This window comes from Streptomyces sp. NPDC059224 (genome assembly GCF_042754285.1).
Lineage (GTDB): Bacteria > Actinomycetota > Actinomycetes > Streptomycetales > Streptomycetaceae > Streptomyces.
In genome coordinates, this window is sequence record NZ_JBHZAN010000001.1 from 298,830 (window position 1) to 321,984 (window position 23,155).

General features: G+C 73.5%; 23 protein-coding genes. 12 read left to right on the forward strand and 11 right to left on the reverse strand.

Features of this window, described 5'->3' with window-relative positions:
- Positions 1–531: 531 nt before the first annotated feature.
- Positions 532–1,458, reverse strand: coding sequence for a DUF3027 domain-containing protein (locus tag ACFXI4_RS01355; protein ID WP_384987112.1), 927 nt, complete (start codon positions 1,456–1,458; stop codon positions 532–534).
- A gap of 383 nt (positions 1,459–1,841) precedes the next feature.
- Between ACFXI4_RS01355 and ACFXI4_RS01360 the strand changes: the two genes are divergently transcribed.
- The 4 genes from ACFXI4_RS01360 to ACFXI4_RS01375 all read left to right on the forward strand — a co-directional run bounded on the left by ACFXI4_RS01360 (position 1,842) and on the right by ACFXI4_RS01375 (position 5,326).
- A complete protein-coding gene (locus tag ACFXI4_RS01360) occupies positions 1,842–3,212 on the forward strand; it encodes an MFS transporter (protein ID WP_384987416.1) in 1,371 nt (456 codons plus the stop codon).
- Between the two features lie 80 nt (positions 3,213–3,292).
- Complete coding sequence (locus tag ACFXI4_RS01365) at positions 3,293–3,766, forward strand: DUF2771 domain-containing protein (RefSeq protein WP_384987114.1); 474 nt, start codon at positions 3,293–3,295, stop codon at positions 3,764–3,766.
- The gene (locus tag ACFXI4_RS01370; RefSeq protein WP_384987116.1) at positions 3,736–4,488 is read left to right on the forward strand and encodes a futalosine hydrolase; all 753 of its coding nucleotides are present in this window, start codon (positions 3,736–3,738) and stop codon (positions 4,486–4,488) included. The genes ACFXI4_RS01365 and ACFXI4_RS01370 overlap by 31 nt, the downstream gene beginning before the upstream one ends.
- Positions 4,475–5,326, forward strand: a complete 852-nt coding sequence (locus ACFXI4_RS01375; protein ID WP_384987118.1) for a 1,4-dihydroxy-6-naphthoate synthase — start codon at positions 4,475–4,477, stop codon at positions 5,324–5,326. Before ACFXI4_RS01370 ends, ACFXI4_RS01375 begins: the two co-directional genes overlap by 14 nt.
- Positions 5,327–5,377: 51 nt before the next feature.
- Here the strand turns inward: ACFXI4_RS01375 and ACFXI4_RS01380 are convergent, their stop codons facing one another.
- The gene (locus tag ACFXI4_RS01380; RefSeq protein WP_351711400.1) at positions 5,378–5,761 is read right to left on the reverse strand and encodes a cold-shock protein; all 384 of its coding nucleotides are present in this window, start codon (positions 5,759–5,761) and stop codon (positions 5,378–5,380) included.
- A 188-nt stretch (positions 5,762–5,949) separates the two neighbouring features.
- Here ACFXI4_RS01380 and ACFXI4_RS01385 point away from each other — a divergent pair, with 188 nt between their 5' ends.
- The gene (locus ACFXI4_RS01385) at positions 5,950–6,204 is read left to right on the forward strand and encodes a hypothetical protein (protein WP_362730943.1); all 255 of its coding nucleotides are present in this window, start codon (positions 5,950–5,952) and stop codon (positions 6,202–6,204) included.
- Here ACFXI4_RS01385 and ACFXI4_RS01390 read toward each other — a convergent pair.
- Positions 6,177–6,815, reverse strand: coding sequence for an HAD family hydrolase (locus tag ACFXI4_RS01390; protein ID WP_384987120.1), 639 nt, complete (start codon positions 6,813–6,815; stop codon positions 6,177–6,179). The two genes, ACFXI4_RS01385 and ACFXI4_RS01390, sit on opposite strands and share 28 nt — an antisense overlap.
- 183 nt (positions 6,816–6,998) lie before the next feature.
- Complete coding sequence (locus ACFXI4_RS01395; protein ID WP_384987122.1) at positions 6,999–7,931, reverse strand: hypothetical protein; 933 nt, start codon at positions 7,929–7,931, stop codon at positions 6,999–7,001.
- Positions 7,932–8,163: 232 nt separating this feature from the next.
- Here ACFXI4_RS01395 and ACFXI4_RS01400 point away from each other — a divergent pair, with 232 nt between their 5' ends.
- A complete protein-coding gene (locus ACFXI4_RS01400; protein ID WP_384987124.1) occupies positions 8,164–10,701 on the forward strand; it encodes a helicase-associated domain-containing protein in 2,538 nt (845 codons plus the stop codon).
- A 16-nt stretch (positions 10,702–10,717) separates the two neighbouring features.
- Here ACFXI4_RS01400 and ACFXI4_RS01405 read toward each other — a convergent pair whose 3' ends face one another.
- Positions 10,718–11,257, reverse strand: coding sequence for a hypothetical protein (locus ACFXI4_RS01405; RefSeq protein ID WP_384987126.1), 540 nt, complete (start codon positions 11,255–11,257; stop codon positions 10,718–10,720).
- 240 nt (positions 11,258–11,497) lie between these two features.
- Between ACFXI4_RS01405 and ACFXI4_RS01410 the strand changes: the two genes are divergently transcribed.
- The gene (locus ACFXI4_RS01410; protein ID WP_362720842.1) at positions 11,498–13,168 is read left to right on the forward strand and encodes a DNA repair helicase XPB; all 1,671 of its coding nucleotides are present in this window, start codon (positions 11,498–11,500) and stop codon (positions 13,166–13,168) included.
- On the opposite strand, the gene ACFXI4_RS01415 is transcribed toward ACFXI4_RS01410, so the two are convergent.
- Both ACFXI4_RS01415 and ACFXI4_RS01420 read right to left on the reverse strand, forming a co-directional pair.
- Complete coding sequence (locus tag ACFXI4_RS01415; RefSeq protein ID WP_384987418.1) at positions 13,099–14,250, reverse strand: glycosyltransferase 87 family protein; 1,152 nt, start codon at positions 14,248–14,250, stop codon at positions 13,099–13,101. The genes ACFXI4_RS01410 and ACFXI4_RS01415 overlap by 70 nt on opposite strands.
- A gap of 156 nt (positions 14,251–14,406) precedes the next feature.
- Positions 14,407–14,592, reverse strand: a complete 186-nt coding sequence (locus tag ACFXI4_RS01420) for a hypothetical protein (RefSeq protein WP_362720845.1) — start codon at positions 14,590–14,592, stop codon at positions 14,407–14,409.
- A 368-nt stretch (positions 14,593–14,960) separates the two neighbouring features.
- On the opposite strand from ACFXI4_RS01420, the gene ACFXI4_RS01425 reads away from it, so the two are divergent.
- Complete coding sequence (locus ACFXI4_RS01425) at positions 14,961–17,039, forward strand: HelD family protein (protein WP_384987129.1); 2,079 nt, start codon at positions 14,961–14,963, stop codon at positions 17,037–17,039.
- A 63-nt stretch (positions 17,040–17,102) separates the two neighbouring features.
- Here ACFXI4_RS01425 and ACFXI4_RS01430 read toward each other — a convergent pair whose 3' ends face one another.
- Both ACFXI4_RS01430 and ACFXI4_RS01435 read right to left on the reverse strand, forming a co-directional pair.
- Positions 17,103–17,795, reverse strand: coding sequence for a copper homeostasis protein CutC (locus ACFXI4_RS01430; protein ID WP_384987131.1), 693 nt, complete (start codon positions 17,793–17,795; stop codon positions 17,103–17,105).
- Positions 17,796–17,954: 159 nt separating this feature from the next.
- Complete coding sequence (locus tag ACFXI4_RS01435; protein ID WP_384987132.1) at positions 17,955–18,629, reverse strand: maleylpyruvate isomerase family mycothiol-dependent enzyme; 675 nt, start codon at positions 18,627–18,629, stop codon at positions 17,955–17,957.
- 47 nt (positions 18,630–18,676) lie between these two features.
- Between ACFXI4_RS01435 and ACFXI4_RS01440 the strand changes: the two genes are divergently transcribed.
- Positions 18,677–19,342, forward strand: a complete 666-nt coding sequence (locus ACFXI4_RS01440) for a hypothetical protein (protein ID WP_362720857.1) — start codon at positions 18,677–18,679, stop codon at positions 19,340–19,342.
- 10 nt (positions 19,343–19,352) lie between these two features.
- The gene (locus ACFXI4_RS01445) at positions 19,353–20,426 is read left to right on the forward strand and encodes a GNAT family N-acetyltransferase (RefSeq protein WP_384987134.1); all 1,074 of its coding nucleotides are present in this window, start codon (positions 19,353–19,355) and stop codon (positions 20,424–20,426) included.
- A gap of 10 nt (positions 20,427–20,436) precedes the next feature.
- Here ACFXI4_RS01445 and ACFXI4_RS01450 read toward each other — a convergent pair whose 3' ends face one another.
- Positions 20,437–20,706, reverse strand: a complete 270-nt coding sequence (locus ACFXI4_RS01450; protein ID WP_384987136.1) for a DUF4031 domain-containing protein — start codon at positions 20,704–20,706, stop codon at positions 20,437–20,439.
- A 10-nt stretch (positions 20,707–20,716) separates the two neighbouring features.
- Positions 20,717–21,103 carry a hypothetical protein gene (locus tag ACFXI4_RS01455; protein ID WP_384987138.1) on the reverse strand — a complete coding sequence of 129 codons (387 nt, stop codon included), beginning with the start codon at positions 21,101–21,103 and terminating at the stop codon, positions 20,717–20,719.
- A 55-nt stretch (positions 21,104–21,158) separates the two neighbouring features.
- Here ACFXI4_RS01455 and ACFXI4_RS01460 point away from each other — a divergent pair, with 55 nt between their 5' ends.
- Together ACFXI4_RS01460 and murQ are read left to right on the forward strand one after the other, a co-directional pair.
- Positions 21,159–22,103: a MurR/RpiR family transcriptional regulator gene (locus tag ACFXI4_RS01460; RefSeq protein WP_384987140.1), complete on the forward strand. Its 945-nt coding sequence runs from the start codon at positions 21,159–21,161 to the stop codon at positions 22,101–22,103.
- 111 nt (positions 22,104–22,214) lie between these two features.
- Positions 22,215–23,144: an N-acetylmuramic acid 6-phosphate etherase gene (murQ, locus tag ACFXI4_RS01465; RefSeq protein ID WP_384987142.1), complete on the forward strand. Its 930-nt coding sequence runs from the start codon at positions 22,215–22,217 to the stop codon at positions 23,142–23,144.
- The last annotated feature ends 11 nt before the right edge of the window (positions 23,145–23,155 follow it).

Consider the following 23,155-nt stretch of genomic DNA (forward strand, 5'->3'; position numbering starts at 1 on the left):
CCCGATCAGCCGAGCAGCGGACGCCCGTTCCCCGGCCCGGCGCCCACGAGCGACCGACCGCACCCTGACGCCGTACGCGGACACCGCTTTGGCCTGCCACCGGGCACGGACCGACCAGGCACACCGGGCCCACCACCCGGGCCCCACGGACCGCAGCCCCCGCCGAGACGGCGACGACGGCGACCCGCCCAGGAACCGAACGGCAGCCGCCCGGACGCGCAACGCACCGCGGCGCGGATGTCCCAACGGCCTGCCAACGGGCGCGGGCCGCCACGCGTGCCGGGCCCGGCGCCCCGGATCCGCGGGGGGCGGCCCGGGCGGTGGCGAGGGCGCACGCCCGGAACTCCGCCGGCCGGTGCCGGGTGTCGTGCCCCGCCGCACCGTGTCACGGCGAGGATGCGGCTCCGGCCTGGCGACGGACGCGCGACGGCCAGGCGGCCGGGTCCGCCACCCGCAGGGGCGGCCGGCGCGGTGGTGCCGGCGGCCCGCCCGAGAAGCCGGCCGGTGATCGCCGCTCCGGGGAGTGGCGGGTCAGGAGTGGCCCAGCTCCGCCGATGTCTCGTCCTCCGCCGCCGGTACCGAGCCGGAGTCGGCCGCGGGGCGGAGCGGGAAGGGATCGACGCGGGTCTCGTCGATCACCGGGGGGGCCACCACCGGGGGCTTCGGCATGACCGCGGCCTCCGAGTGGCCGCCGCAGCCGTAGGCGAAGGAGACGACCCGGCCGTCGGCCGGGGAGAACTCGTTGGCGCAGACACCGAAGGCCTGGCCCAGGGAGCCGCCCACAGGGGTGAGGAAGCCGCAGCTGACGCAGGTGGCGGGGGCCGCCTGGGCCATGGGGGTGGTGGCTCCGAACGCCTCCTCCCAGCGGTCGGCGGCGATGTGCAGGCCGTAGCGGGACAGGACGCGGGCGCGGCGCATGCCCAGTTCCTCGGCGACCGCGGCGATCGTGCCCCGGGAGGGGACCGTGGGGAGGTTCGCGGGGGTGCCCGCGGTGACGTCGGCGTCCTCGGCCTCGGCCAGTTCCTCCATCTCCTCCGAGACCGGGGAGTTCGGTTCCGGTCCGTCCTCGCCGGTGTAGCCGGGCTCCAGGCGGAGGTCCTCGGCCTCGGTGGGGAGCAGGTCGCCGGGACCCATGTCGCCGGGGCGCAGCCGCTCGCTCCAGGGCACCCACTCGGGGGCGAGGAGGGCGTCGGAGCCGGGCAGCAGGACGACCTCGTCCAGCGTGACGAGTTTGGCGCGGGAGGCGCGGGCCACCGTCACCGCCCAGCGCCAGCCGCGGTACCCGAGTTCCTTGCACTCGAAGTAGTGCGTGACGACGCGGTCACCCTCCGCCACCACTCCGGCGTGCTCGCCCACCACTCCGGGTGCAGCGGCCTCCTCGGCGGCGGTCCGGGCGAGGTCGACGGCCTCGGCGCACAGACGGTCGGGGGTGCGGCTTCGCGTTGTCGCTGCGCTCACAGGTATCGCTTCTCTCCTACGCCGTCTCACGAGTGCGGCTGCCTCCGGCGGTGGGGCGGACGGAGCGGACCTGTGGGCCGCATCGACGTCCGCGTCCGATCGCGCTCGGGCGCACCTCTGCCATCCATTGTGCTTTATGGCTGAGATACGCACGCTACCCCGTCGCCGGTCATGGGCGACAGTCCGGCGCGGGGGCTGCGCGGCGGCGGGAGCCGGCAATCGCCATGACCCCGCGCCCCCGCGGTGCGCCGCGGCCCCTCTCCGGCTCCGACTCGCTCGGTCACAAAGTGCACTAGGAACTGTCGTCTCAGGGCACTATGAACCACGTGGCAACCGCGAAATCCCCCCAACACACCGTCGGGGTCGGTAGCGGTGCGGGCCGGATGCGCGGTGCCGTCCGCTCCGTCGGGCGTGCCCTGCACCTCCCGGTGACCGGTACCGCACGGGGCATCCGCAAGGCCACGCACGCGCACGGCGCCGGCGAGTCCGGTCTCGGCAAGCTGATCGAACTGCACGCGGTCAACGGCGCGGGCGACGTCATGATCACCGTCGCGCTGGCCTCCACCGTGTTCTTCTCCGTGCCGACCGACGAGGCCCGGGGGCGGGTCGCGCTCTACCTCGCCATCACCATGGCGCCCTTCACCGTCCTCGCCCCGGTCATCGGTCCCCTCCTCGACCGCCTCCCGCACGGCCGGCGCGCCGCCATGGCCGGCGCGATGCTCGCCCGGGCGCTGCTCGCACTGATCATCTCGGGGGCGGTGGCCGGCGGCAGCCTGGAGCTGTATCCGGCCGCGCTCGGGGTGCTGGTCGCGTCGAAGGCGTACGGCGTGGTGCGCAGCGCCGTCGTGCCCCGGCTGCTGCCGCCCGGGTTCTCCCTCGTGAAGGCCAACTCACGCGTCACCCTCGCCGGGTTGCTCGCCACCGGCGTGGCCGCCCCCATCGGGGCCGGGCTGCACGCCATCGGCGACCCCTGGCCGCTCTACGGCGCCTTCGTGATCTTCGTGGCCGGGACGTTCCTCTCCTTCACCCTCCCTTCCAAGGTCGACTCGGCCAAGGGCGAGGACGTGGCACTGCTCGCCGCCGACGAGGAGCACCTGCACGGCCCGCTCCGGAAGGACCGGACGGACCGGACGGACCGCAAGGAAACGAAGCGGCCGGGGCTGCGGACGGTGGGGCCCGCCGTCACCCACGCGCTCGGCGCGAACGCCGCGCTGCGCTGTCTCTCCGGCTTCCTGATCTTCTTCCTGGCGTTCCTGCTCCGCGAGCACCCGCTGACCGGCGAGAGCGCGGCGGTCTCCCTCGGGATAGTGGGCGTCGCGGCGGGTGCCGGCAACGCGCTCGGTACCGCGGTGGGGGCCTGGCTGCGCTCGCGGACGCCCGAGATCATCATCGTGACGGTGGTCGCCGTGGCGCTGGGTACGGCGATCGTCGCCGCCCTGTTCTTCGGCGCCTTCCTGGTGGCCGTACTGGCCGCGGTGGCCGGATTCGCCCAGGCGCTGGCCAAGCTCTGCCTGGACGCGCTGATCCAGCGGGACGTGCCGGAGCAGGTGCGCACCTCGGCGTTCGCCCGGTCGGAGACGCTGCTCCAGATGGCCTGGGTGTTCGGCGGCGCGGTGGGCATCGTGATGCCGCTGAACGGCACCCTGGGCCTGGTGGTGGCCGCCCTCATCGTTGCTGCCGGCTGGCTGGCCACCCTGCGTGGCCTGCTCAGCTCCGCCCGGCACGGCCCCCGTACCCGGCCGAGGGTGGCCTGAGGAACGCACCTGGCGTAACGAACCGGGCACGCCGTACCCCACGTGGGGAGCGGGCCGGGAGGTCCCGATAGCCTTCGGCCATGACCACGCTGCAATCCCGCTCGCGACGCCGCCGCGTCGTCGCCGCCGCCGGCGCCGTTTCCGCCGGACTGCTCGTCCTGTCTGCCTGTGACAAGCCGACGCCGATCGCGACGATCACCGTCGGTACGTCCTCGGTCAGCGCCGAGGCCACCTGTTACAACGACGGCAAGGCCCTGAACACGGCCTCCCTCGCGAACTGCCTCAAGGACACCGGGATCAAGTCCATCAAGGTGGACCCGGACGACACGGTCCGCTTCGGCGTCGACCCGAAGATCGCGGACAACGGCTGGACGATCCTGATGAACGGTCAGCCGCTCACCGACTCCAGCAAGAAGACCTACCGCACGATCCCGGGCAGCGTGTTCTTCAACGCCCAGTACGGCGCCTCCGGCAACTCGACCCTCGTCTCCATCAAGGAGGGCGACAAGTCGGTCCTGGGTCTGTGGTCCTTCAAGCTCAAGAAGGACGCCTGACCACGTCCGCCGTACGCGTCCTCGTGACCACCGCGGTCCCGGCCGAACGGGACGCGGTGGCTGGGGCGTTCACGGACGGGACGACCGAGGTACGGCTGCCGGCCGCGACGCTGCTGCGCACCGCCGAAGGGTACGACCTGCTCGCCGCCGGAGTGGGCCCGGCCAGGGCCGCCGCCCTCACCGCGACCGCCCTCACCGCCGCCGCCCTCGACGGCCGGCCCTACGCCCTGGTCGTCTCCGCCGGGATCGCCGGCGGTTTCCGGCCGGCCGCGCCGGTGGGCTCGCTGGTCGTCGCCGACGAGATCATCGCGGCGGACCTGGGCGCCGAGACCGCCGAGGGGTTCGTGCCGGTCACCGAACTGGGATTCGGGACTGTCAGCCACCGTCCGCCGGATTCACTCGTACGAGCCATCGCCGAGGCGACCGGAGCGCGCCCCGGAGCGGTACTCACCGTGTCCACCGTGACCGGCTCGGCCCGCCGCGCCGCCGACCTGTGCGCCCGGCACCCGCACGCCCTCGCCGAGGCCATGGAGGGCTTCGGCGTGGCCGAGGCGGCCGCCGCGCACGGCGTGCCCGTCCTGGAGATACGCGCGGTCTCCAACCCCGTCGGCCCCCGCGACCGCGCCGCCTGGCGCATCGCGGACGCCCTGGCCGCCCTGACCGGTGCCTTCGGGAAGCTCGCGCCCGCCCTGGAGAGTTGGAACCCTCATGACCACCGCTGACTATCTGCGCATCGCGTACTCGCCCTGCCCGAACGACACCTTCGTCTTCGACGCCCTCGCCCACCGCAGGGTCCCGGGGGCGCCCGCCCTCGACGTGACCTTCGCGGACATCGACATCACCAACGGCATGGCCGAGCGCGGCGAGTCCGACGCGCTGAAGGTGTCCTACGCCGTCCTGCCGTACGTCCTCGACGAGTACGCGCTGCTCCCCTGCGGGGGCGCGCTGGGCCGGGGCTGCGGGCCGCTGGTGCTGACCCAGGAGGCGGGGACGGACCTCACGGGCCGTACGGTCGCCGTGCCGAGCGAGCGGTCGACGGCGTACCTGCTGTTCCGCCTCTGGGCGGCGGACACGCTCCCCGGCGGGGTCGGCGAGATCGTCGTCATGCCCTTCCACGAGATCATGCCGGCCGTGCGGGACGGCAAGGTCGACGCGGGGCTGGTGATCCACGAGGCACGCTTCACCTACCAGAACTACGGGCTGCACAAGCTCGCCGACATGGGCGAGCACTGGGAGACCACCACGGGTCTGCCGATCCCGCTCGGCGCGATCATCGCCAAGCGGTCCCTGGGCGCGCAGAGGCTCACGCGCCTCGCCGAGGCGATCCGTACGTCCGTCCACGCGGCCTGGGAGAACCCCGAGGCCTCCCGGCCCTACGTCATGGCGCACGCCCAGGAGATGGACCCGGCCGTCGCCGACCAGCACATCGGGCTCTACGTCAACGAGTTCACCTCGGAACTCGGCGAGGACGGCTACGCGGCGGTACGCGGACTGCTCACCCGGGCGGCGGCCGAGGGACTCGTCCCGCCCCTCGGTCCGCACGCACTCGATTTCCCGTAAAAGCACTTACGGGACGTGCACGCTTACGCGACTTGCCTGTCTCTCACGCGCTTACACGTCAAGCTGGTCCGCGACCGCGCGCAGCAGTCCGGCGATCTTCGCGCCGGCGGCCTTGTCCGGGTATCGGCCGCGCTCCAGCATCGGCGTGATGTTTTCGAGCAGGGTCGTCAGGTCCTGCACGATCGAGGCCAGTTCGTCCGGCTTCTTGCGCTGGGCGGCGGCGACCGACGGGGTGGGGTCGAGCAGGACCACCGACAGTGCCTGGTCACCGCGTTGACCGGCGACGACGCCGAACTCCACGCGCTGCCCGGGCTTGAGTACGTCGACCCCGTCGGGGAGAACCGAGGAATGGACGAAGACGTCACCGCCGTCGTCGCGGGAGAGAAAGCCGAAGCCCTTCTCGCTGTTGAACCACTTGACCTTGCCGGTAGGCACGTCTGTCCTCGTCCTCGTATCTCGTCGGAAACTGCTCGGTAAACTTCTGAATGCAACAGCTCTGGAACGGGCCCTGATAGCACTCGGGCGGGTCGACCATGACCCGCCGGTACCAAGGCTAATGGTCTTCGGGCGCGTGACAAGACGTCGCCCGGTTGTTCCTTCGGGCAGGGAACTACCCTGGTCGAGTGCGTGACAAAACCCAAGCGAATTCCGCCGGGCCCGGTGACCGACTGATCCGTGCCGGTGCCGTGCTCTTCTTCATCGGTACGGTGGCCACTCTCGTCACCGTGATACCGCTGTTCCTCGGCGCGAAGCCATTTCCGACCTACATGTACCTGTTGAGCATGCTCATGGGCGTCGGCTTCCTGGTCGCGGGCGCCGGAGTGCTCCAGTCCATCGCGGCGGGGCGCCGTCAGGCGCGGGAGGCGTCCGCGCGGTAGGCCGACAGCCAGGCCGGGAGTTCGGTGAGGTCCCCGAGGACCACGTCGGCGCCCGCCGCGAGCAGCTCGTCCGCGTCACACGGCCCGGTGGCCACGGCGACGGACAGCGCTCCGGCGCCGCGTGCCCCGCGCACGTCGCCGACGTGGTCGCCGACGTACACGCCCGCACCGTGCTCGCGCAGCGCGGCGGCCTTCTGCTCGGCCCAGAGGTCACCGACCACCGCGTCGGGGACCATGCCGAGATGGCTGAGATGCAGCTTCGCGTTGGGCTCGTACTTAGCGGTGACCACGACCGCCTTGCCCCCCGTGCCGCGCACCGCCTCGATCGCCTCGCGCGCGCCGGGCATGGCGGGGGTCGCGGATATGGCGATCTCCGGATACATCGCCCGGTACAGCTCGCTCATCTCCGCGACCCGCTCGGCCGGGAACCAGTTGACCAATTCGTCGGCGAGCGGCGGCCCCAGCCGGGTGACCGCCAGATCGGCGTCGATGTAGGTCCCCGTCCGCTCGGCCAGCGCCGTGTAGCAGGCGTGGATCCCGGGCCGGGAGTCGATGAGGGTCATGTCGAGATCGAAGCCGACGGTGAGGGCGCGAGAAGTCATATGCGCCATTGTGCCGGGGCACCGGGTGCGGTCGTCGACTCGCCGCGGCCCGGTGGGGGCTTGCCGCGCAGTTCCCCGCGCCCCCGGACGTGGGACCACCTGTCCTGGCTCGAGGGGCGCGGGGAACTGCGCGAACGGCCCCCACCGGCCCGCAGCCGCCCGACGGCCGCACCCCGCGAACCCGCGCCCGCCTCACCGCGTCCGCTGCGACCGCCACACCAGGTACAGCGCCGACGCCACCGCCGCCCCCCGGACCACCCACGGCCACGTCTCGCCCACCGCGTCGCTCATGTGTCCCTCGGCGATCGGGGCGCCCCACCGGCCCGCGCTCCGTCCCCACAGCCAGACCAGACCCGCCGTGACGGACAGCCCCGGTACCCACATCACGGCCAGCTTCGTCTCCGCCGGGGTGAGCCGTCGGGAGCCGTAGGCGATGAGCCAGCCGAGGAGCAGCGCGAACCAGTTGCCGAGGACCGCGCCCACGACCAGCGCGGCGGCGGCGAGCAGCAGCAGGGGGTTGCTCCAGCCGGCCCCGGGCCGCGGGACGACCCGGAGACGACGACGGACGGGCGGCACGACCTCCTCGGCCGCCGGAACCGGCCCGGCGGCCTTCTCCGGCCCCTTGGGGGTCTCCTCCGCCGGCTCGTCCCCGCGCGGCCGCGGCTTCCTCAGCAGCTCCGGGATCTCCACGCCGCCCACGAACCCCGGCACGCTGTCGCCGTCCCCGAACGGGCTGCTGTCCACCCGCCACCACTCGCGCGGCGCGGCGGGACCGTCCTCCGCCTCGGCGGGCCGCGGACGCGGTACGACGCGCCGCAGGTCCCCCCTCCCGGCGGGCGCTCCGGCCTCCCGCTGGGCGGGAACCGGGCCCGTCGGCGGTGGCGGCGCGGCCTCCGTCGTCCCCCCCGCCGCCTCGACGACCTCGTCGGGCGAGCCCAGCCGGTCCAGGATGCGCCGCACGGCGGCGGGACTGTCGACGGTCGCCTTGGCCCGGTGCCGGTCGATCTCGTTGCGCAGACCCGACACCAGCCGCATCCGCTCGGCGGACGACAACTGGCGCCGGTGCGCGATGTCCCCGACCCGGCTCAGATACTCGTAGACGACCTGATCGCTCTCGATACCCACGAAGTCCCCTCCGGGGCCGCTGCGTTGGATGACCCGTCGCAACGACGGTAGCGCAGGTCACGGCTTATGTCGGCCCGCACACCGGCGGGCAACGTGTCTCCCGGCGGGGGCGGTTGCCGTACCCGGCCTCCCGGAGCGCCGGCCGCCGCCCGGGGCGACGCGCGTACGGTGGGCGGAGCCGGAACCGCAGGGTGATCCCGGTCGCCGCCCCGCACCCGCTACCGTGGGTCGGATGAGCAACCCGGCCACCCCGCCGCGCTCCCTCGCGGAGGCGCTTCGCGCCAGGGACGACGCCTCCCTGGCCGTCCTGCTGCGCGCCCGCCCCGACCTCATCACCCCCGTCCCCACCGACCTCACCCAGCTGGCCACCCGGGCCGGCACCCGCGCCTCGGTGCTGCGGGCCCTGGAACGCCTGGACCGCTTCGCCCTGCAGACCGCGGAGGCGGTGGCGGTGGCCGGCGACCCGGCGTCCTACCCGGAACTGCTGGGCCTGATGGCCGGCGACGCCGCGGACCCGCTGGTCACCGCCGCCCTGCCGCGCGCCCTCGGCACGCTCCGCGACCAGGCGCTGGTGTGGGGCGACGACGACCGGCTGCGGCTGGTGCGGACCGCGCGCGAGGTGCTCGCCCCGTCCCCTCAGTACCCCTCGCCGACCGGGCTGGGCCCGACCGTGCGGGAGGCCACCTCGGGCATGTCGCCGGGCCGGATCCAGGAGATCGTCGCCACCGCAGGGCTGCCCTCGACACACGACTCGGTGTCCGCGGCGGATGCGCTGGGCAAGCTGTTCGGCCACCGCAAGAAGATGGCGAAGCTGCTCGCCGGCGCGCCCGCCGAGTCCCTCGAGGTCCTCTCCCGGCTGGTCTGGGGGCCGCCCTACGGGCAGGTCACCCCGGAACCGGCCGCCCATCTGCGCTGGCTCCTGGACCGCGGCCTGCTGCTGCCGACCGCGCCGGGCACGGTCGTCCTCCCCCGCGAGGTCGCCCTGCACCTGCGTGAGGGCCGGGCGCACCGCGAGCCGGAGCCGGTGCCGCCCGTGGTCGAGACGGCCGTGACACACCGTCCACAGGTTGTGGACACGACGGCGGCCGGACAGGCCTACACCGCGCTCGCCACCGTCGAGGAGCTGCTGAAGGACTGGGACGAGGGCGGCCCCGCGGTGCTGCGGGCCGGCGGCCTGAGCGTCCGGGACCTGAAACGCACCGCCGTCGCCCTGGACCTGCCGGAGCCGGTCGCCGCCTTCTGGGTCGAGCTGGCGTACGCGGCCGGGCTGCTGGCCCCCGACGGCGAAGCCGACGAACGCTACGCGGCCACCCCCGGCTACGACGAGTGGCGGGACCTCCCCCCGGCCGAACGCTGGGCCCAGCTCGCCCAGGCCTGGCTCACCGCGACCCGCACCTCCGGCCTGGTCGGCGGCCGGGACGCCAAGGACCGTTCGCTGTCGGCGCTCGGCCCCGGTCTCGACCGGTCGGCCGCGCCCGAGGTACGTCACCGGGTGCTGACCCTGCTGGCCGGGCTCCCGGAGGGCGCCGCCCCGGTCACGGCCTCGGTACTGGCCCGGCTGCGCTGGGAACGCCCGCTGCGCGGCCCGCAGCAGCAGGGCGAGGACCTGCGCGGCCGGCTGGCCCGCTGGACCCTGTCGGAGGCCGAGCTGCTGGGCGTGACGGGACGCGGGGCGCTGTCGGCGCAGGGCAGGGCGCTGCTGGGCGCGCCGGCGGTGGAGGCGGGGAAGGAACCCGAACCGCAGGAGCCCGCCGGGCCCGGCGACAAGCTTCCCGTGCACCACCACCGTCCCGCCGCCGTCCTCGAACCCCTCTCCCCGCCCGAGCAGGCCGTCGCCGCCGCGGCCGCGGGCCGTCTCCTCGCCCCGCTGCTGCCCGAGCCCCTCGACCACGTCCTGCTCCAGGCCGACCTGACGGCGGTCGCCCCCGGCCCGCTGCAACGCCCGCTCGCCGACGCGCTGGGCATACTCGCCGACGTCGAGTCCAAGGGCGGTGCCACCGTCTACCGCTTCACGCCCGCCTCGGTCCGCCGCGCCCTGGACGCCGGCCGCACCGCCACCGACCTGCACGCCTTCCTCACCACCCACTCCCGCACCCCGGTCCCGCAGCCGCTCGCCTACCTGATCGACGACGTGGCCCGCAGGCACGGCCATCTGCGGGTCGGGGCGGCCTCGGCGTACGTGCGCTGCGACGACGACACCGTCCTGAACGAGATCATGGCCGACAAGCGGGCCGCCGCCCTGCGCCTGCGCCGGCTGGCCCCTACCGTGCTCGCCACCCAGGCAGACCCGGCCGCCCTGCTGGAGGGCCTGCGCGCGATGGGCTACGCGCCCGCCGCCGAGTCGGCCGAGGGCGACGTCCTGATCGCCCGCGCCCACGCCCACCGCACCCCGCCGCGCTCGGCCCCCGAGCCGGTTCCGGACGGCCCGCCCCCGCCGGACAGCACCCTCCTGACCGCCGCGATCCGCGCGATCCGCGCCGGCGACCTGGCCGCCACCACCCCGCGCAAGGCGGCCGGCGCCGCCGTCCAGGGCGGCGAACTCCCGCGCACCACCGCCGCCGAGACCCTCGCCACCATGCAGGCCGCCGTCCTCACCGGCGGCACCCTGTGGATCGGCTACGTCAACGCCGAGGGCACCGCCAGCCAGCGCGTCATCGCCCCGATCCGCGTGGAGGGCGGCTTCGTCACGGCGTACGACCACACGGCCGACGAGGTGCGCACCTACCCCCTGCACCGGGTGACCGGGGTGGCGGAACTCGCGGAGGAGTAGCCCCGCGGGAGCGGCCCTAGCAGTACCGCACGGGCGCGTCCGCCGGCAGGGCGAAGTGGGTACGGGCCAGGGCCCGCAGCCCGGCGGACTCCATCTCCTCGTCGAGGCGGGACGCGGCGTGCCGGCTGAAGTGGGCGGCCGTCCACTCCGCGTCGTCGTCGGCCGGCTCCTCCTCGGAGACCACGCGGTAGCCACGGTGCGCCGGGTCCCGCTCCAGCCGCACCACCTGCGGTATCTGCGCGCCGCCGCACTCCACGAGGGTGCCCGCGCGCTCGCCGTACTCCAGGCACAGGGTGTTGATCCCGGCCCGCACCTGACCCCCGCTCTCCGACAGGTCCAGGACCTCTGCCCGGCAGAACCACCGCGATCCGAGGCCGGCCTCGCCCTCCCCCGCCCCGGTGCCCCCGGCCCGCGCCACCAGCCGGGCCTCGACCGCCGGGCGTACCTCGGCCCACAGACCGGCGTCCACCCCGGCCGACCGGTGCGCCCACACCGCCGTCACCACCAGCACCGCCACCGCCCCGGCGCCCGGCCCCCAGATACGTACGGACGTCACCCCACCCCTCCTCACCGAACCACGTCTTCCACGGCCTTCCACGGCCTTCCACGGCCCCCCACGGGACATGACCCCCGAGACGGGCCCGAGGTTGCATCGGAGGGTCCCGCGCCCCCGGACGGCACGATCTGCCGAGCGGCGGAGGTGATCGTCCGCCCATGAGGCACACTGGAACTTTGGCCCATGACAATGGCCGCCATGGCGATGGCCGCATGAGCCGAAAGGGAAAGGGTGCCGCGCGTGAATGGTCCGTTGATCGTCCAGTCCGACAAGACGCTGCTCCTGGAAGTCGACCATGAGCGGGCCGACGAATGCCGTCGGGCGATCGCGCCCTTCGCCGAGCTGGAGCGGGCTCCGGAGCACATCCACACCTACCGGGTGACCCCGCTGGGCCTGTGGAACGCGCGGGCGGCCGGGCACGACGCCGAGCAGGTCGTGGACGCGCTCGTGGAGTACAGCCGCTACCCGGTGCCGCACGCGCTGCTGGTCGACATCGCCGAGACGATGGACCGCTACGGCCGGCTGACGCTCTCCAAGCACCCGGCGCACGGGCTGGTGCTCACCACCACCGACCGGCCGGTCCTGGAGGAGATCCTGCGCTCCAAGCGGATCGTCCCGCTGGTCGGCGCCCGGATCGACCCCGACACCGTGGCCGTGCACCCCTCCGAGCGCGGGCAGATCAAGCAGACGCTGCTGAAGCTGGGCTGGCCCGCCGAGGACCTGGCCGGCTACGTGGACGGCGAGGCCCACCCGATCGAGCTCGCCGAGGACGGCTGGGCGCTGCGGCCGTACCAGAAGCAGGCCGTCGAGAACTTCTGGCACGGCGGCAGCGGCGTGGTCGTCCTCCCCTGCGGGGCGGGCAAGACGCTGGTCGGCGCCGGCTCCATGGCACAGGCCAAGTCGACGACCCTGATCCTGGTCACCAACACCGTCTCCGCGCGCCAGTGGAAGCACGAGCTGGTGAAGCGGACCAGTCTCACCGAGGACGAGATCGGGGAGTACAGCGGGACGCGGAAGGAGATCCGGCCCGTCACGATCGCCACCTACCAGGTGCTCACCACCCGGCGGAAGGGCGTCTACCCGCACCTCGAACTCTTCGACTCCCGTGACTGGGGTCTGATCGTCTACGACGAGGTCCATCTGCTGCCGGCTCCTGTCTTCAAGTTCACCGCCGACCTGCAGGCGCGCCGGCGGCTGGGGCTGACGGCCACCCTCGTGCGCGAGGACGGCCGGGAATCGGACGTGTTCTCCCTCATCGGGCCCAAGCGTTTCGACGCCCCGTGGAAGGAGATCGAGGCGCAGGGCTACATCGCGCCCGCCGACTGTGTCGAGGTGCGGGTGAACCTCACCGACTCGGAGCGGCTCGCGTACGCCACCGCCGAGACCGAGGAGAAGTACCGCTTCTGTGCGACCACCGCGACCAAGCGGAAGGTCACGGAGGCGATCGTGAAGCGTTTCGCGGGGCAGCAGATCCTGGTCATCGGCCAGTACATCGACCAGCTCGACGAGCTGGGCGAGCACCTGAACGCGCCCGTCATCAAGGGAGAGACCTCCAACGCCCAGCGCGAGAAGCTCTTCGACGCCTTCCGCGAGGGCGAGATCAGCGTGCTGGTGGTGTCGAAGGTCGCCAACTTCTCCATCGACCTGCCCGAGGCGACGGTCGCCATCCAGGTGTCCGGCACCTTCGGCTCCCGTCAGGAGGAGGCCCAGCGCCTCGGCCGGGTGCTGCGCCCCAAGGCCGACGGGCACCAGGCCCACTTCTACTCCGTCGTCGCCCGCGACACGATCGACCAGGACTTCGCCGCCCACCGGCAGCGGTTCCTGGCGGAGCAGGGCTACGCCTACCGCATCATGGACGCCGACGAGCTCCTCGTGGAGGGCACGGAGGGCGTGGGCGGCACCGAGGGCTGAGTCTCCCGCCCGGCGGGGCCGCGCCGTCGTACGGCCACGGCCGCGCCCGCCAGCAGCGCAAGTCCCAGCAGCGGGTACGGCCCCGCGAACGGCTGCTGCCACCACGGAAGGTGCAGGTCCCGGTCGCCCTCGTGCGGCAGCAGCCACATCGTGCGGGCGGTGAAGACGAGGGCCGCGCCCGCCGCGAGGAGCCTGCGGCGCTCCGCCCGGAGCACCGCCAGCAGCGGGACGCACCACACCCAGTGATGGGACCAGCTGATCGGGCTGATCAGCAGTGCCGTGAACGCGGTGATCAGGATGCCCCAGCGGTCGCCGTGAGTCACGGGGCTCACGGGGCTCACGGGGCTCACGGGGTCACGGTGGGTGCGGGCGGCCAGCCACAGGCCCGCCGCCGCGAGCACGGCCGTCGGGAGCGCCCAGGACAGGCCCGGTGCCTCCGTGCCCGTCACCCTCGCGATCAGGCCCTGGAGCGACTGGTTGTCGACGATCCAGGCCTTGCCGACCCGGCCGGTCTCGAACACGCGCCGCGTCCAGAAGTCCACGGTCGCCCCGGGCAGGAACAGGGCGCCGAGTAGCGCCGTACCGGCGAAGGACGCCGTCGCGACGCCCGCCTCCTTTCTGCGTGCGGTGAGGAACAGATAGGCGATGAAGATGGCCGGGGTGAGTTTGACGCCCGCCGCGATGCCCAGGGCCAGGCCCCTGGCGCGGGCACCGGGTGGGCGGGTGAGGTCCCACAGGACCAGGCAGGCGATCGCCAGGTTGATCTGGCCGAAGAGCAGGGTCTGGAAGACCGGCTCCAGCCAGAGCGCGACGGCGGTGGCCGTGCACAGCACGGACAGGGGTGCCGGGCGTCCGGCCAGACGGGCGGAACGGGCGACGAGACAGGCGAGCAGGAGTGCGTTGCCCGCGAGGAACGCCGCCTTCAGGGCCGGTACGGGAAGCCAGGCCGTCGGGACGAACAGGACCGCCGCGAAGGGCGGGTACGTCGCCGGCAGCCGCCACTCGGTGACCGTGAAGCCGTACAGGTCACTGCCGTGGACCACGGCCTGGCCCTCGGCCCGGTAGACCAGCAGATCGGCCATCGGGGCGTGCAGCAGGACGCAGAGGGCGACGAAGGAGGAGAGGGAGACCGCCAGGAGGGAGAAGGAGAGGGCAACGGGGAAGGAAACGGGGAGGGCGCGGGAGGGCAGGGGGGATGACGTCACCGTCCGGTTCGGCACGGAGGTGACACTATGACGTCACCTGCGGTGTATTCCTGCTTCCTCGCCGTATTCGCCGAGTATGACGACGCTGAACGCCGCGCCGACGAACACCTTGACGGCCCGCAGGGCGTCGCCCAGACGGTGCTGGGAGTGCGGGACTCCGTCCAGGGCGGTGGCGCCCGGCGGACGGCTGGGGGCTGGATGGATGGTTGCTGCGCTCATGTCTCCATGGTGGAACTTCGGACCCGGGTACGGCATCGGTCCACGGGTCCAATCTCCGGGCTCCCCCGGTCCACCCGCCGATGGACCCCGCCCCCCACCTCCGCCCCACCCCACGAGGGACACGCCCCCTAGGGGATCCGGCCCGGGAGGACCACACCTCATGGGGGATCCGGCCCCGCCCGGCCCCGCCCGTCGGCACGCCCGGAGTAAATCCATTGGCCTCCCCGCTCCCGCCTCATTAGAATCTCCGCTCTTGCCCGCCTCCCTCCCGGAGTGCCGCCGCCCGGACGGAAACCGGTCGGCTGATCGCCACCTGTGCGCCACTCACCCCTGGGCGCCACCCACCCGCAGGCTTCGGAGGCACCCCCTTGTCCACGCCCGCCCACGACCCCCTCACGGCCCCGCACGCACAACCCGCCACCGACCCCCTCTCCCGTGAGCGCGCCCACCTCGCCGGGTCCCGGGCCGCCCTGCGCGCCATGCGCGAGGACGTCGAGTCGCTGGACATCAGCGACGTCACCGCGAACTGGGTCAACGCCGAGGTGCTCGCCCGCCAGATCGACGAACGCATCAAGGCGCTGGCCGACCTCAGCGACACGCCTCTCTTCTTCGGCCGCCTCGACTACCTGCACGCCCCCGGCGCCGACCAGGCCGAGGGCGCGTTCGGCGAGCGCTTCTACATCGGGCGCCGGCACGTCCACGACCACGACGGCGACCCGATGGTCATCGACTGGCGGGCGCCGGTCTCGCAGCCGTTCTACCGCGCGTCCAAGAAGGACCCGATGGACGTGGCGCTGCGCCGCCGCTTCGGCTACACCCGCGGCGACATCACGGCGTACGAGGACGAGCACCTGTCCGACCCCGCCGAGGCGGCCCGGACCAGCAAGCTGCTCCAGCAGGAGATCGAGCGTCCGCGCGTCGGCCCGATGCGGGACATCGTCGCGACCATCCAGCCCGAGCAGGACGAGATCGTGCGCAGCGGGCTCGGCGGAACCGTGTGCGTGCAGGGCGGGCCGGGAACCGGGAAGACCGCCGTGGGTCTGCACCGGGTCGCGTATCTGCTCTACGCGCACCGGGAGCGCCTCGCCCGCACCGGCACCCTGGTCATCGGCCCGAACCGCTCCTTCCTCCACTACATCGAGCAGGTGCTCCCGGCGCTGGGCGAGCTGACGGTGCAGCAGGCGACGGTGGACGACCTGGTGGCGAAGGACATCGAGGTGCGCGGCACCGACACCGCCCCCGCCGCGGTCATCAAGGGCGACGCGCGGATGGCGGAGGTGCTGCGCAGGGCCGTCCAGGCGCACGTGACGATGCCGAGCGAGCCGGTCGTGGTGGTCCGCGGCTCCCGGCGCTGGCGCGTCCCGGCCTACGAGCTGGAGGACATCGTCAGGGAGCTGCTGGACCGCGGCATCCGGTACGGCGCCGCGCGCGAGGCCCTGCCGCAGCGCATCGCCCACGCGGTGCTGGTCCAGATGGAACGTTCGGGAGAAGCGCCCGACGACCGTGTGCAGGACTCGGTGGCCCGCAACGCGGCGGTGAAGGCGACCGTCAAACAGGTCTGGCCGCCGGTGGACCCGGCGAAGCTCGTGCTGCGCCTGCTCAGCGACGCGGACTTCCTCGCCGTGCACGCGGCGGGGATCCTCACCGACGAGGAGCAGAAGACGATCGTCTGGGCGAAGCCGGCGCGCAGCGTCAAGTCGGCCAGGTGGTCGGCCGCGGACGCCGTGCTGATCGACGAGACGACGGACCTCGTCCAGCGGACGCACTCCCTCGGCCATGTGGTCCTGGACGAGGCGCAGGACCTGTCCCCCATGCAGTACCGCGCGGTCGGCCGCCGCTGCACCACCGGCTCGGCAACCGTCCTCGGCGACCTGGCGCAGGGCACCACGCCCTGGGCGACCCGGAGCTGGGACGAGGCCCTGTCCCACCTCGGCAAGTCGGACGGCGTGATCGAGGAACTGACGGCGGGTTTCCGCGTCCCGACGGACGTCATCACCTACGCCTCCCGGCTCCTCCCGCACATCGCCCCCGGCCTGACCCCGGTGGCGTCGGTCCGTGAGAACCCCGGCTTCTTCGCGCTCCGGCAGATCAAGGACACCAGCGAAGTGGTGGCAGCCTGCGAGGAGTTGCTGCGCAACGAGGGTTCGACGGGCCTGATCGCGGCGGACGCGCGGGTGCCGGAGCTCGCGCAAGCCCTGGCGGCGGCGGGCATCGGACACCTCGCCCCCGGCGAGGAGACGACGGCCGAGACCCGCCTCACCCTGGTCCCCGCGTCTCTGGCGAAGGGCCTGGAGTACGACTACGTGGTACTGGACGAGCCTCAGGCGGTGGTCGACGGCGAACCCGACGAGCGCACCGGACTGCGCCGCCTCTACGTCGCCCTCACCCGGGCCGTCTCCGGTCTGATCGTGACGCACACGGCCCCGCTCCCGCCCCAGCTGACCTGACGCACCCCGTCCCCGGCCGCCGGACACGGTCCGGCGGCCCGGCGCGGCTCCCCTCGCCCCGGCTCAGCCCTCGTCCAGGACCCGCCGCCACTCCCTTACGACCGGCGCCGAGACGGGTCCGTCCCAGCCGCCCGGCCGTGCCGCGCCGCCGATGTGGAAGGCGTCTATCCCCGCCGCCCGCAGGCCGGGCACATGGTCGAGCCGCAGGCCTCCCCCCACCAGGAGCCTCTGTCCGTACCCCGGCTCCCCGCGGCGCCGCGCCTCGGACAGCAGGGTGGGCAGGCCCTCGTCCACGCCCGTCGCCGCGCCCGCGGTGAGATAGGTGTCCAGGCCCGGAAGGTCGGCGAGCTGCTTGCGCAGCGCGTCGCGGTCGGCGGCGCGGTCGATGGCCCGGTGGAAGGTCCAGCGGCAGCCCGTCAGCTCGGCCACCACACGCTCCACGGCCGCCAGGTCCACATCGCCGCCCGGACCGAGGAAGCCGAGCACGAACTGGTCGGCGCCCGCCGCCCGCAGCTCCCCGGCCACCCCGGCCAGGCGGTCGGCGTCCCCCGCCGCGAACCCGTCCGCCAGCCTCAGCATCACGCGCAGGTCGATGTCGACGGCGGCCCGGATCGCGGTGAAGGTCTCCGGCCTCGGGGTCAGCCCGTCGGCCGCCATGTCGGTGACCAGTTCGAGGCGGTCCGCGCCTCCGGCCTGGGCGGCGACCGCGTCCTCGGTGTCGAGCGCGATCACCTCCAGGACTGCACGCGTGCTCATAGGGCCCCTTCCGTGGTGTTCCCCGTGTACCCCTGGCACGGCCTGCCGATCCGGGAACCGGCCGGCCGCAGGAGGTCTAGTCCAATCCAAGGGTACGGGGGGACCGTATACGGACGCGAGACCGCCCCCGGCCGCTCACCCGCAGCGATTCGGCCCCTCTCACCCGTACAGATTCAGTTCCTCCGCCGTCGCCCCCGTCAGCTCGTACGACGCCCCGTCGGGCGCCCGCCCGGTGTACAGCCGCACGAGCGTCGCCGAGTCCCCGATGAAACGGGCCGGGGTCCGCGTCCCGCTCGCCGCGCCCAGCTGCAGCGGCTCGTCCACCTCGTCCAGGTCGGCGTGCACCCGCAGCCGCCCCCGGTCCCGGGTGATCCGGGCCAGCAGCGAGAGCGCGTACGGCCGCCCCTCGCCGGTGTAGGCGCCGGGCTCGCCGAGGCAGGCGCGGACGTCACCGGCGTGCACCCACTCCCCGAAGGCGATCCCGTCCCAGGCCCCGTCGGTCCGCCCGGCGATCACCTCCCCGGCCTCGGTCATCCCGCGCTCCAGCTCGTCGAGGACCCGCGCGTTCGTCCAGCCGGCACGGTCGGCGATGTCCCGCTCGTTCGACTCCGGCGAGAACGCGCCCTTCTCGAAGCGGCTCTCCACCACCCGGATCAGCCCGGCCGAACAGTGGGCGAGGACATCGCGCACCGTCCACCCCGGACACGCGGCGGTCGGCAGCGCGAAGTCCGCGTCCGGCCGGGAGCGCAGGAGCGGGAGCAGCGCGTCCCGCTCGACGGCGAGCAGACGTCCGGGGAGCGAGGGGTCACGTACTTCGTCAACGGCAGCAGTCATGCGTTCCACGCTAGGGGCTCGTCGGTGGCGCGCGGGAGAATGGGCGCATGGCCGATCTCGACGCCCTGCGCTCCCGTTGGCTGACCGCCTTCCTCAGGTCACGGGACGACGACTCCTGCGTTCCCTCCCCGTACCGGTACGCCGACGAACTGCTGCGCCGCTGGCAGGAGCCCCAGCGCCGCTACCACACGCTGGCCCACCTCGTCGCGGTCCTCGACCACATCGACGTACTGGCGCAGTACGCGGACGAGCCGGACCTGGTGCGGCTCGCCGCCTGGTTCCACGACGCGGTGTACCTGCCGGAGCGGTCGACGAACGAGGAGCGCTCGGCCCGCCTCGCCGAACGCGCCCTGCCCGAGGCCGGGATCTCCGGCGCCGGGACCGCCGAGGTCGCCCGCCTGGTCCGGCTCACCGTCACCCACGACCCGGCTCCCGGCGACCGCAACGGCGAGGTCCTGTGCGACGCCGACCTCGCGATCCTCGCCGCCCCGCCCGCCGCGTACGCCGCCTACACCGCGGAGGTGCGCGAGGAGTACCACTTCGTCCCGAACGACGCCTTCCGCGCGGGCCGTTCCGCGATTCTCCGTCAACTCCTCGACCTGCCAAGGCTGTTCAGGACCCCGTACGGCAGGACGGAGTGGGAGCCGACCGCCCGCTACAACCTCGCCGCCGAGCTGGAAATGCTGTCGACCGCACAGGATCCGGCGTCCTAGGGTGCCGCTCATGCGTGAAACGGGCGGGGATCAGGTGGAAGAGGCCGTCGCGGGCTGCGTCGCGGCGCTGCGGCCGACGGTGGCCCGGGACTGGGCGGAGGTGAGGGCAGGGGGCCTGGACTGGAACTGCCACGAGACGGCGGTCCACGTCGCCGACGACCTCCTCGCGTACGCCGCCAATCTGGCCGGGCGCGCCCAGGACGCGTATGTGCCCTTCGAGCTCAAGCTCGACGACGGCACCGACAACTCCGGCCTGCTGCACGTGATCGAGACGACCGGGGCCCTGCTCGCCGCCGCCGTCCGGACCGCCCCGCCCGGGGTCCGCGCCTTCCACCCGTACCCCTTCCGCAGCGCCGACCGGACCGGCTTCGCCGCCATGGGCATCGCCGAAGTACTGCTGCACACGCACGACATGGCGGCGGGCCTCGACATCGCCTACCGGCCCTCCGAGGAACTGGCCGCATCCGTCCTGGAGGTGCTCTTCCCGCACGTCCAGCCCGGTCCGACGCCCTGGGCGACCCTGTTGTGGGCCACCGGCCGCGGCGAGCTGCCCGGCCGCGCCCCGGTCACCGGCTGGCGCTGGCACAACAACCTCGTCATCGCCGCCGACCGTCTCGACCTCGTCGGCATCCGCCCCGCCGAGGCCCGTGACCTGCGCCTCGGCGGCGACGGCGGGTTCGAGTGGACCGAGGGCGGCCCGTACGAGGGCACCCGGGACGCCGCCGGTTTCCTGCTGAAGGCCTACGAAGGGGGCGTACACCGGCCGGAGTTCGGCGTCTTCGCCCTGGTCCGCCGGGAGGACGGCCGGGCGGTCGGCGGCATGGGCTTCCACGCCGCGCCGGACGAGGAGGGCCGGGTCGAGATCGGCTACGACCTGACGGAGCCCGCCCGCGGCCACGGCTACGCGACGGAGGCGCTGCGCGCGCTCGCCGGCTGGGCCCTGTCCCGCCTCGACGTGACCTCCCTCTTCGCCACGGTCGAGCCCGGCAACGCCCCCTCCCAGGCGGTCCTCACCCGCGCCGGCTTCACCAGGGTGAGCGAGGACGGGGAGGGGCCGGCCTTCGAACTGCGGACGGCACGGTAGGAGCCGGCGGTCACCGGGGCATGTCGCTCTTGCGTCTGCGCAGCCCCGCCCCGTGCAGCAGCCGCACCACCTCGCGGCTGCTGACCTGCACCGCGCCCGCCCGGACCGCGTCCGCGTACCGATGCGACGGAACGTCGTAGTGGTCCCGCTCGAAGGCCCGTCGGGGTACGCCCAACCCCTCGGCGAAGTCGTGCAGTTCGGCGTAGGACACGTCGCTGACCAGGTGGGACCACATACGTCCGTGGCCCGGCCAGGTCGGCGGGTCGATGTACACCGTCATGAGAGCGCCCTCACGAGGACGCCATCCCGCCGCCCGTCGCCGGGCCCAGGGAGCCGACGGAGGCGACCTTCACGCCCGCCTTGTGGCACACCCAGTGCGGGTCCGGGCCCAGCTCCGGTTCGACGTCCAGGGCGTGCGGGTCGCCGGTGCCGCACACCGGGCACAGCGGCCAGCGGCCGTGCCGTTCCAGCAGCGCGTCCTGGACGTCCTGGGCGACCAGCCCCGCCACGTACGCCACCCCGTCCGGCCACTGCTCCACCCACCAGCGGCGCTGTACGACGGAGTCCTCGACCAGCGACACGACGTCCGCCTCGGCCACCCGGCCCGCGACCAGGTCGGCGAGGACCAGGGCGCGGGCGGCGTGCAGCGCCTGTTCCAGAGGGGTTACGGGGTCCATGGTCCTATTGTGCGCGGTCTTGACCGGGCACCCGAAACGAAAATATCTTTCAAGGGTGACCGAGAACGTGAAGGAAATTTTCGGCAACCGCCCGGGCGGGACCCCGGCGCGGGGGAGCGCGCCGCCGGCTCCGGCCGCCCTCGCGGCCAAGGTGCGCACCCTCGCCCCCTCCATGACCCGCTCCATGCAGCGCGTCGCCGAAGCCGTCGCGGGCGACCCCGCCGGCTGCGCGGCCCTCACGGTCACCGGGCTCGCGGAACGCACCGGCACGAGCGAGGCGACCGTCGTGCGCACCGCCCGCCTGCTCGGTTACCCCGGCTACCGCGATCTGCGGCTCGCCCTCGCCGGGCTCGCCGCGCACCAGCAGTCGGGACGGGCACCCGCGATCACCACCGACATAGCCGTCGACGACCCGATCGCCGACGTCGTCGCGAAACTCGCCTACGACGAGCAGCAGACCCTCGCGGACACGGCCGCCGGCCTGGACACCGTGCAGCTGGGGGCCGCGGTGAGCGCGCTCGCCGGGGCCCGGCGGACCGACGTCTACGGCATCGGGGCGTCCGGGCTGGTCGCCCAGGACCTCACCCAGAAGCTGCTGCGGATAGGGCTGATAGCGCACGCGCACAGCGATCCGCATCTGGCGGTCACCAACGCCGTGCAGTTGCGGGCGGGTGACGTGGCCATCGCCATCACGCACTCCGGCGCTACCGGGGACGTCATAGAGCCCCTGCGGGTCGCGTTCGAACGGGGAGCCACGACCGTCGCCATCACCGGGCGGCCGGATTCCTCGGTGACGCAGTACGCCGACCACGTGCTGACTACCTCGACCTCGCGGGAGAGCGAGCTGCGACCGGCCGCGATGTCCTCGCGGACCAGTCAGCTGCTGGTGGTGGACTGCCTGTTCGTGGGTGTCGCGCAGCGGACGTACGAGGCGGCGGCTCCGGCGTTGGCGGCGTCCTACGAGGCGCTGGCCCATCGGCACCGGAACGTTCCTCGATAGACCGCAGTACGTGATCTCCGCAGGAACGCGTCCGTCCCTCGTGCCTTGTCGCGCGGTTCCCCGCGCCCCTGAGTTGATGCACTCGTCCGTGTTGAGAAAGAGCCGTTTCCCATGACCACCGAAGACCGTGCTCTGCGCACCGAACTCGAAACGCTCACCACCGAGGCGTTCCGGCCGGAACTCGCCGAGATCGACACACTGGCCACCCTCGACATCACGCGGCTCATGAACGCCGAGGACGCCGGCGTCGCGGCCGCCGTGGCGCTGCGGCTGCCGGAGATCGCCGGGGCCATCGACGCCGTGGCCACCCGGATGGCCCAGGGCGGGCGGCTCGTCTACGCCGGTGCCGGTACCGCGGGCCGGCTGGGGGTGCTCGACGCCTCCGAATGCCCGCCCACCTTCAACACCGCCCCCGGGCAGGTCGTCGGCGTCATCGCGGGCGGGCCCGAAGCCATGGTCACGTCGGTGGAGGGCGCCGAGGACTCGGCGGAGCTGGCCCGGAAGGACCTCGACGCCCTCGGGGTCGGCGCCACCGACTCCGTCGTCGGTGTCTCGGCCTCCGGCCGTACCCCTTACGCCGTCGGCGCCGTCGAGCACGCCCGCGCCCTCGGTGCCCTGACCGTCGGTCTCTCCTGCAACGCGGGCAGCGCGCTGGCGGCCGCCGCCGAGCACGGCATCGAGGTGGTCGTCGGTCCCGAACTGCTCACCGGCTCCACCCGCCTGAAGGCCGGCACGGCCCAGAAGCTCGTCCTGAACATGCTGTCGACGATCACGATGATCCGGCTCGGCAAGACCTACGGGAACCTGATGGTCGACGTCCGGGCCTCGAACGAGAAGCTGCGCGCCCGGTCCAGCCGGATCGTGGCCCTCGCGACCGGCGCCGGGGACGAGGAGATCGAGCGGGCCCTCGTCGCGACCCGCGGCGAGGTGAAGAACGCCATCCTGGTGATCCTGGCAGGTGTCGACGGGCCCACCGCCGCCCGCCTTCTGGAGGAGTCCGGCGGCCGTCTGCGCGCCGCGCTCGCCACAGCGGCCGGCTGACCCGCACGCTC

Excerpts from the sequence above, each read along its gene's own strand:
- ACFXI4_RS01360 (WP_384987416.1), top strand. The coding sequence starts at position 1,842 with ATGCGCGGTGCCGTCCGCTCCGTCGGGCGTGCCCTGCACCTCCCGGTG.
- ACFXI4_RS01365 (WP_384987114.1), top strand. The coding sequence starts at position 3,293 with ATGACCACGCTGCAATCCCGCTCGCGACGCCGCCGCGTCGTCGCCGCC.
- ACFXI4_RS01375 (WP_384987118.1), top strand. The coding sequence starts at position 4,475 with ATGACCACCGCTGACTATCTGCGCATCGCGTACTCGCCCTGCCCGAAC.
- ACFXI4_RS01390 (WP_384987120.1), bottom strand. The coding sequence starts at position 6,815 with ATGGCGCATATGACTTCTCGCGCCCTCACCGTCGGCTTCGATCTCGAC.
- ACFXI4_RS01400 (WP_384987124.1), top strand. The coding sequence starts at position 8,164 with ATGAGCAACCCGGCCACCCCGCCGCGCTCCCTCGCGGAGGCGCTTCGC.
- ACFXI4_RS01415 (WP_384987418.1), bottom strand. The coding sequence starts at position 14,250 with ATGGCCGATCTGCTGGTCTACCGGGCCGAGGGCCAGGCCGTGGTCCAC.
- ACFXI4_RS01420 (WP_362720845.1), bottom strand. The coding sequence starts at position 14,592 with ATGAGCGCAGCAACCATCCATCCAGCCCCCAGCCGTCCGCCGGGCGCC.
- ACFXI4_RS01430 (WP_384987131.1), bottom strand. The coding sequence starts at position 17,795 with ATGAGCACGCGTGCAGTCCTGGAGGTGATCGCGCTCGACACCGAGGAC.
- ACFXI4_RS01435 (WP_384987132.1), bottom strand. The coding sequence starts at position 18,629 with ATGACTGCTGCCGTTGACGAAGTACGTGACCCCTCGCTCCCCGGACGT.
- ACFXI4_RS01440 (WP_362720857.1), top strand. The coding sequence starts at position 18,677 with ATGGCCGATCTCGACGCCCTGCGCTCCCGTTGGCTGACCGCCTTCCTC.
- ACFXI4_RS01445 (WP_384987134.1), top strand. The coding sequence starts at position 19,353 with ATGCGTGAAACGGGCGGGGATCAGGTGGAAGAGGCCGTCGCGGGCTGC.
- ACFXI4_RS01450 (WP_384987136.1), bottom strand. The coding sequence starts at position 20,706 with ATGACGGTGTACATCGACCCGCCGACCTGGCCGGGCCACGGACGTATG.
- ACFXI4_RS01455 (WP_384987138.1), bottom strand. The coding sequence starts at position 21,103 with ATGGACCCCGTAACCCCTCTGGAACAGGCGCTGCACGCCGCCCGCGCC.
- murQ (WP_384987142.1), top strand. The coding sequence starts at position 22,215 with ATGACCACCGAAGACCGTGCTCTGCGCACCGAACTCGAAACGCTCACC.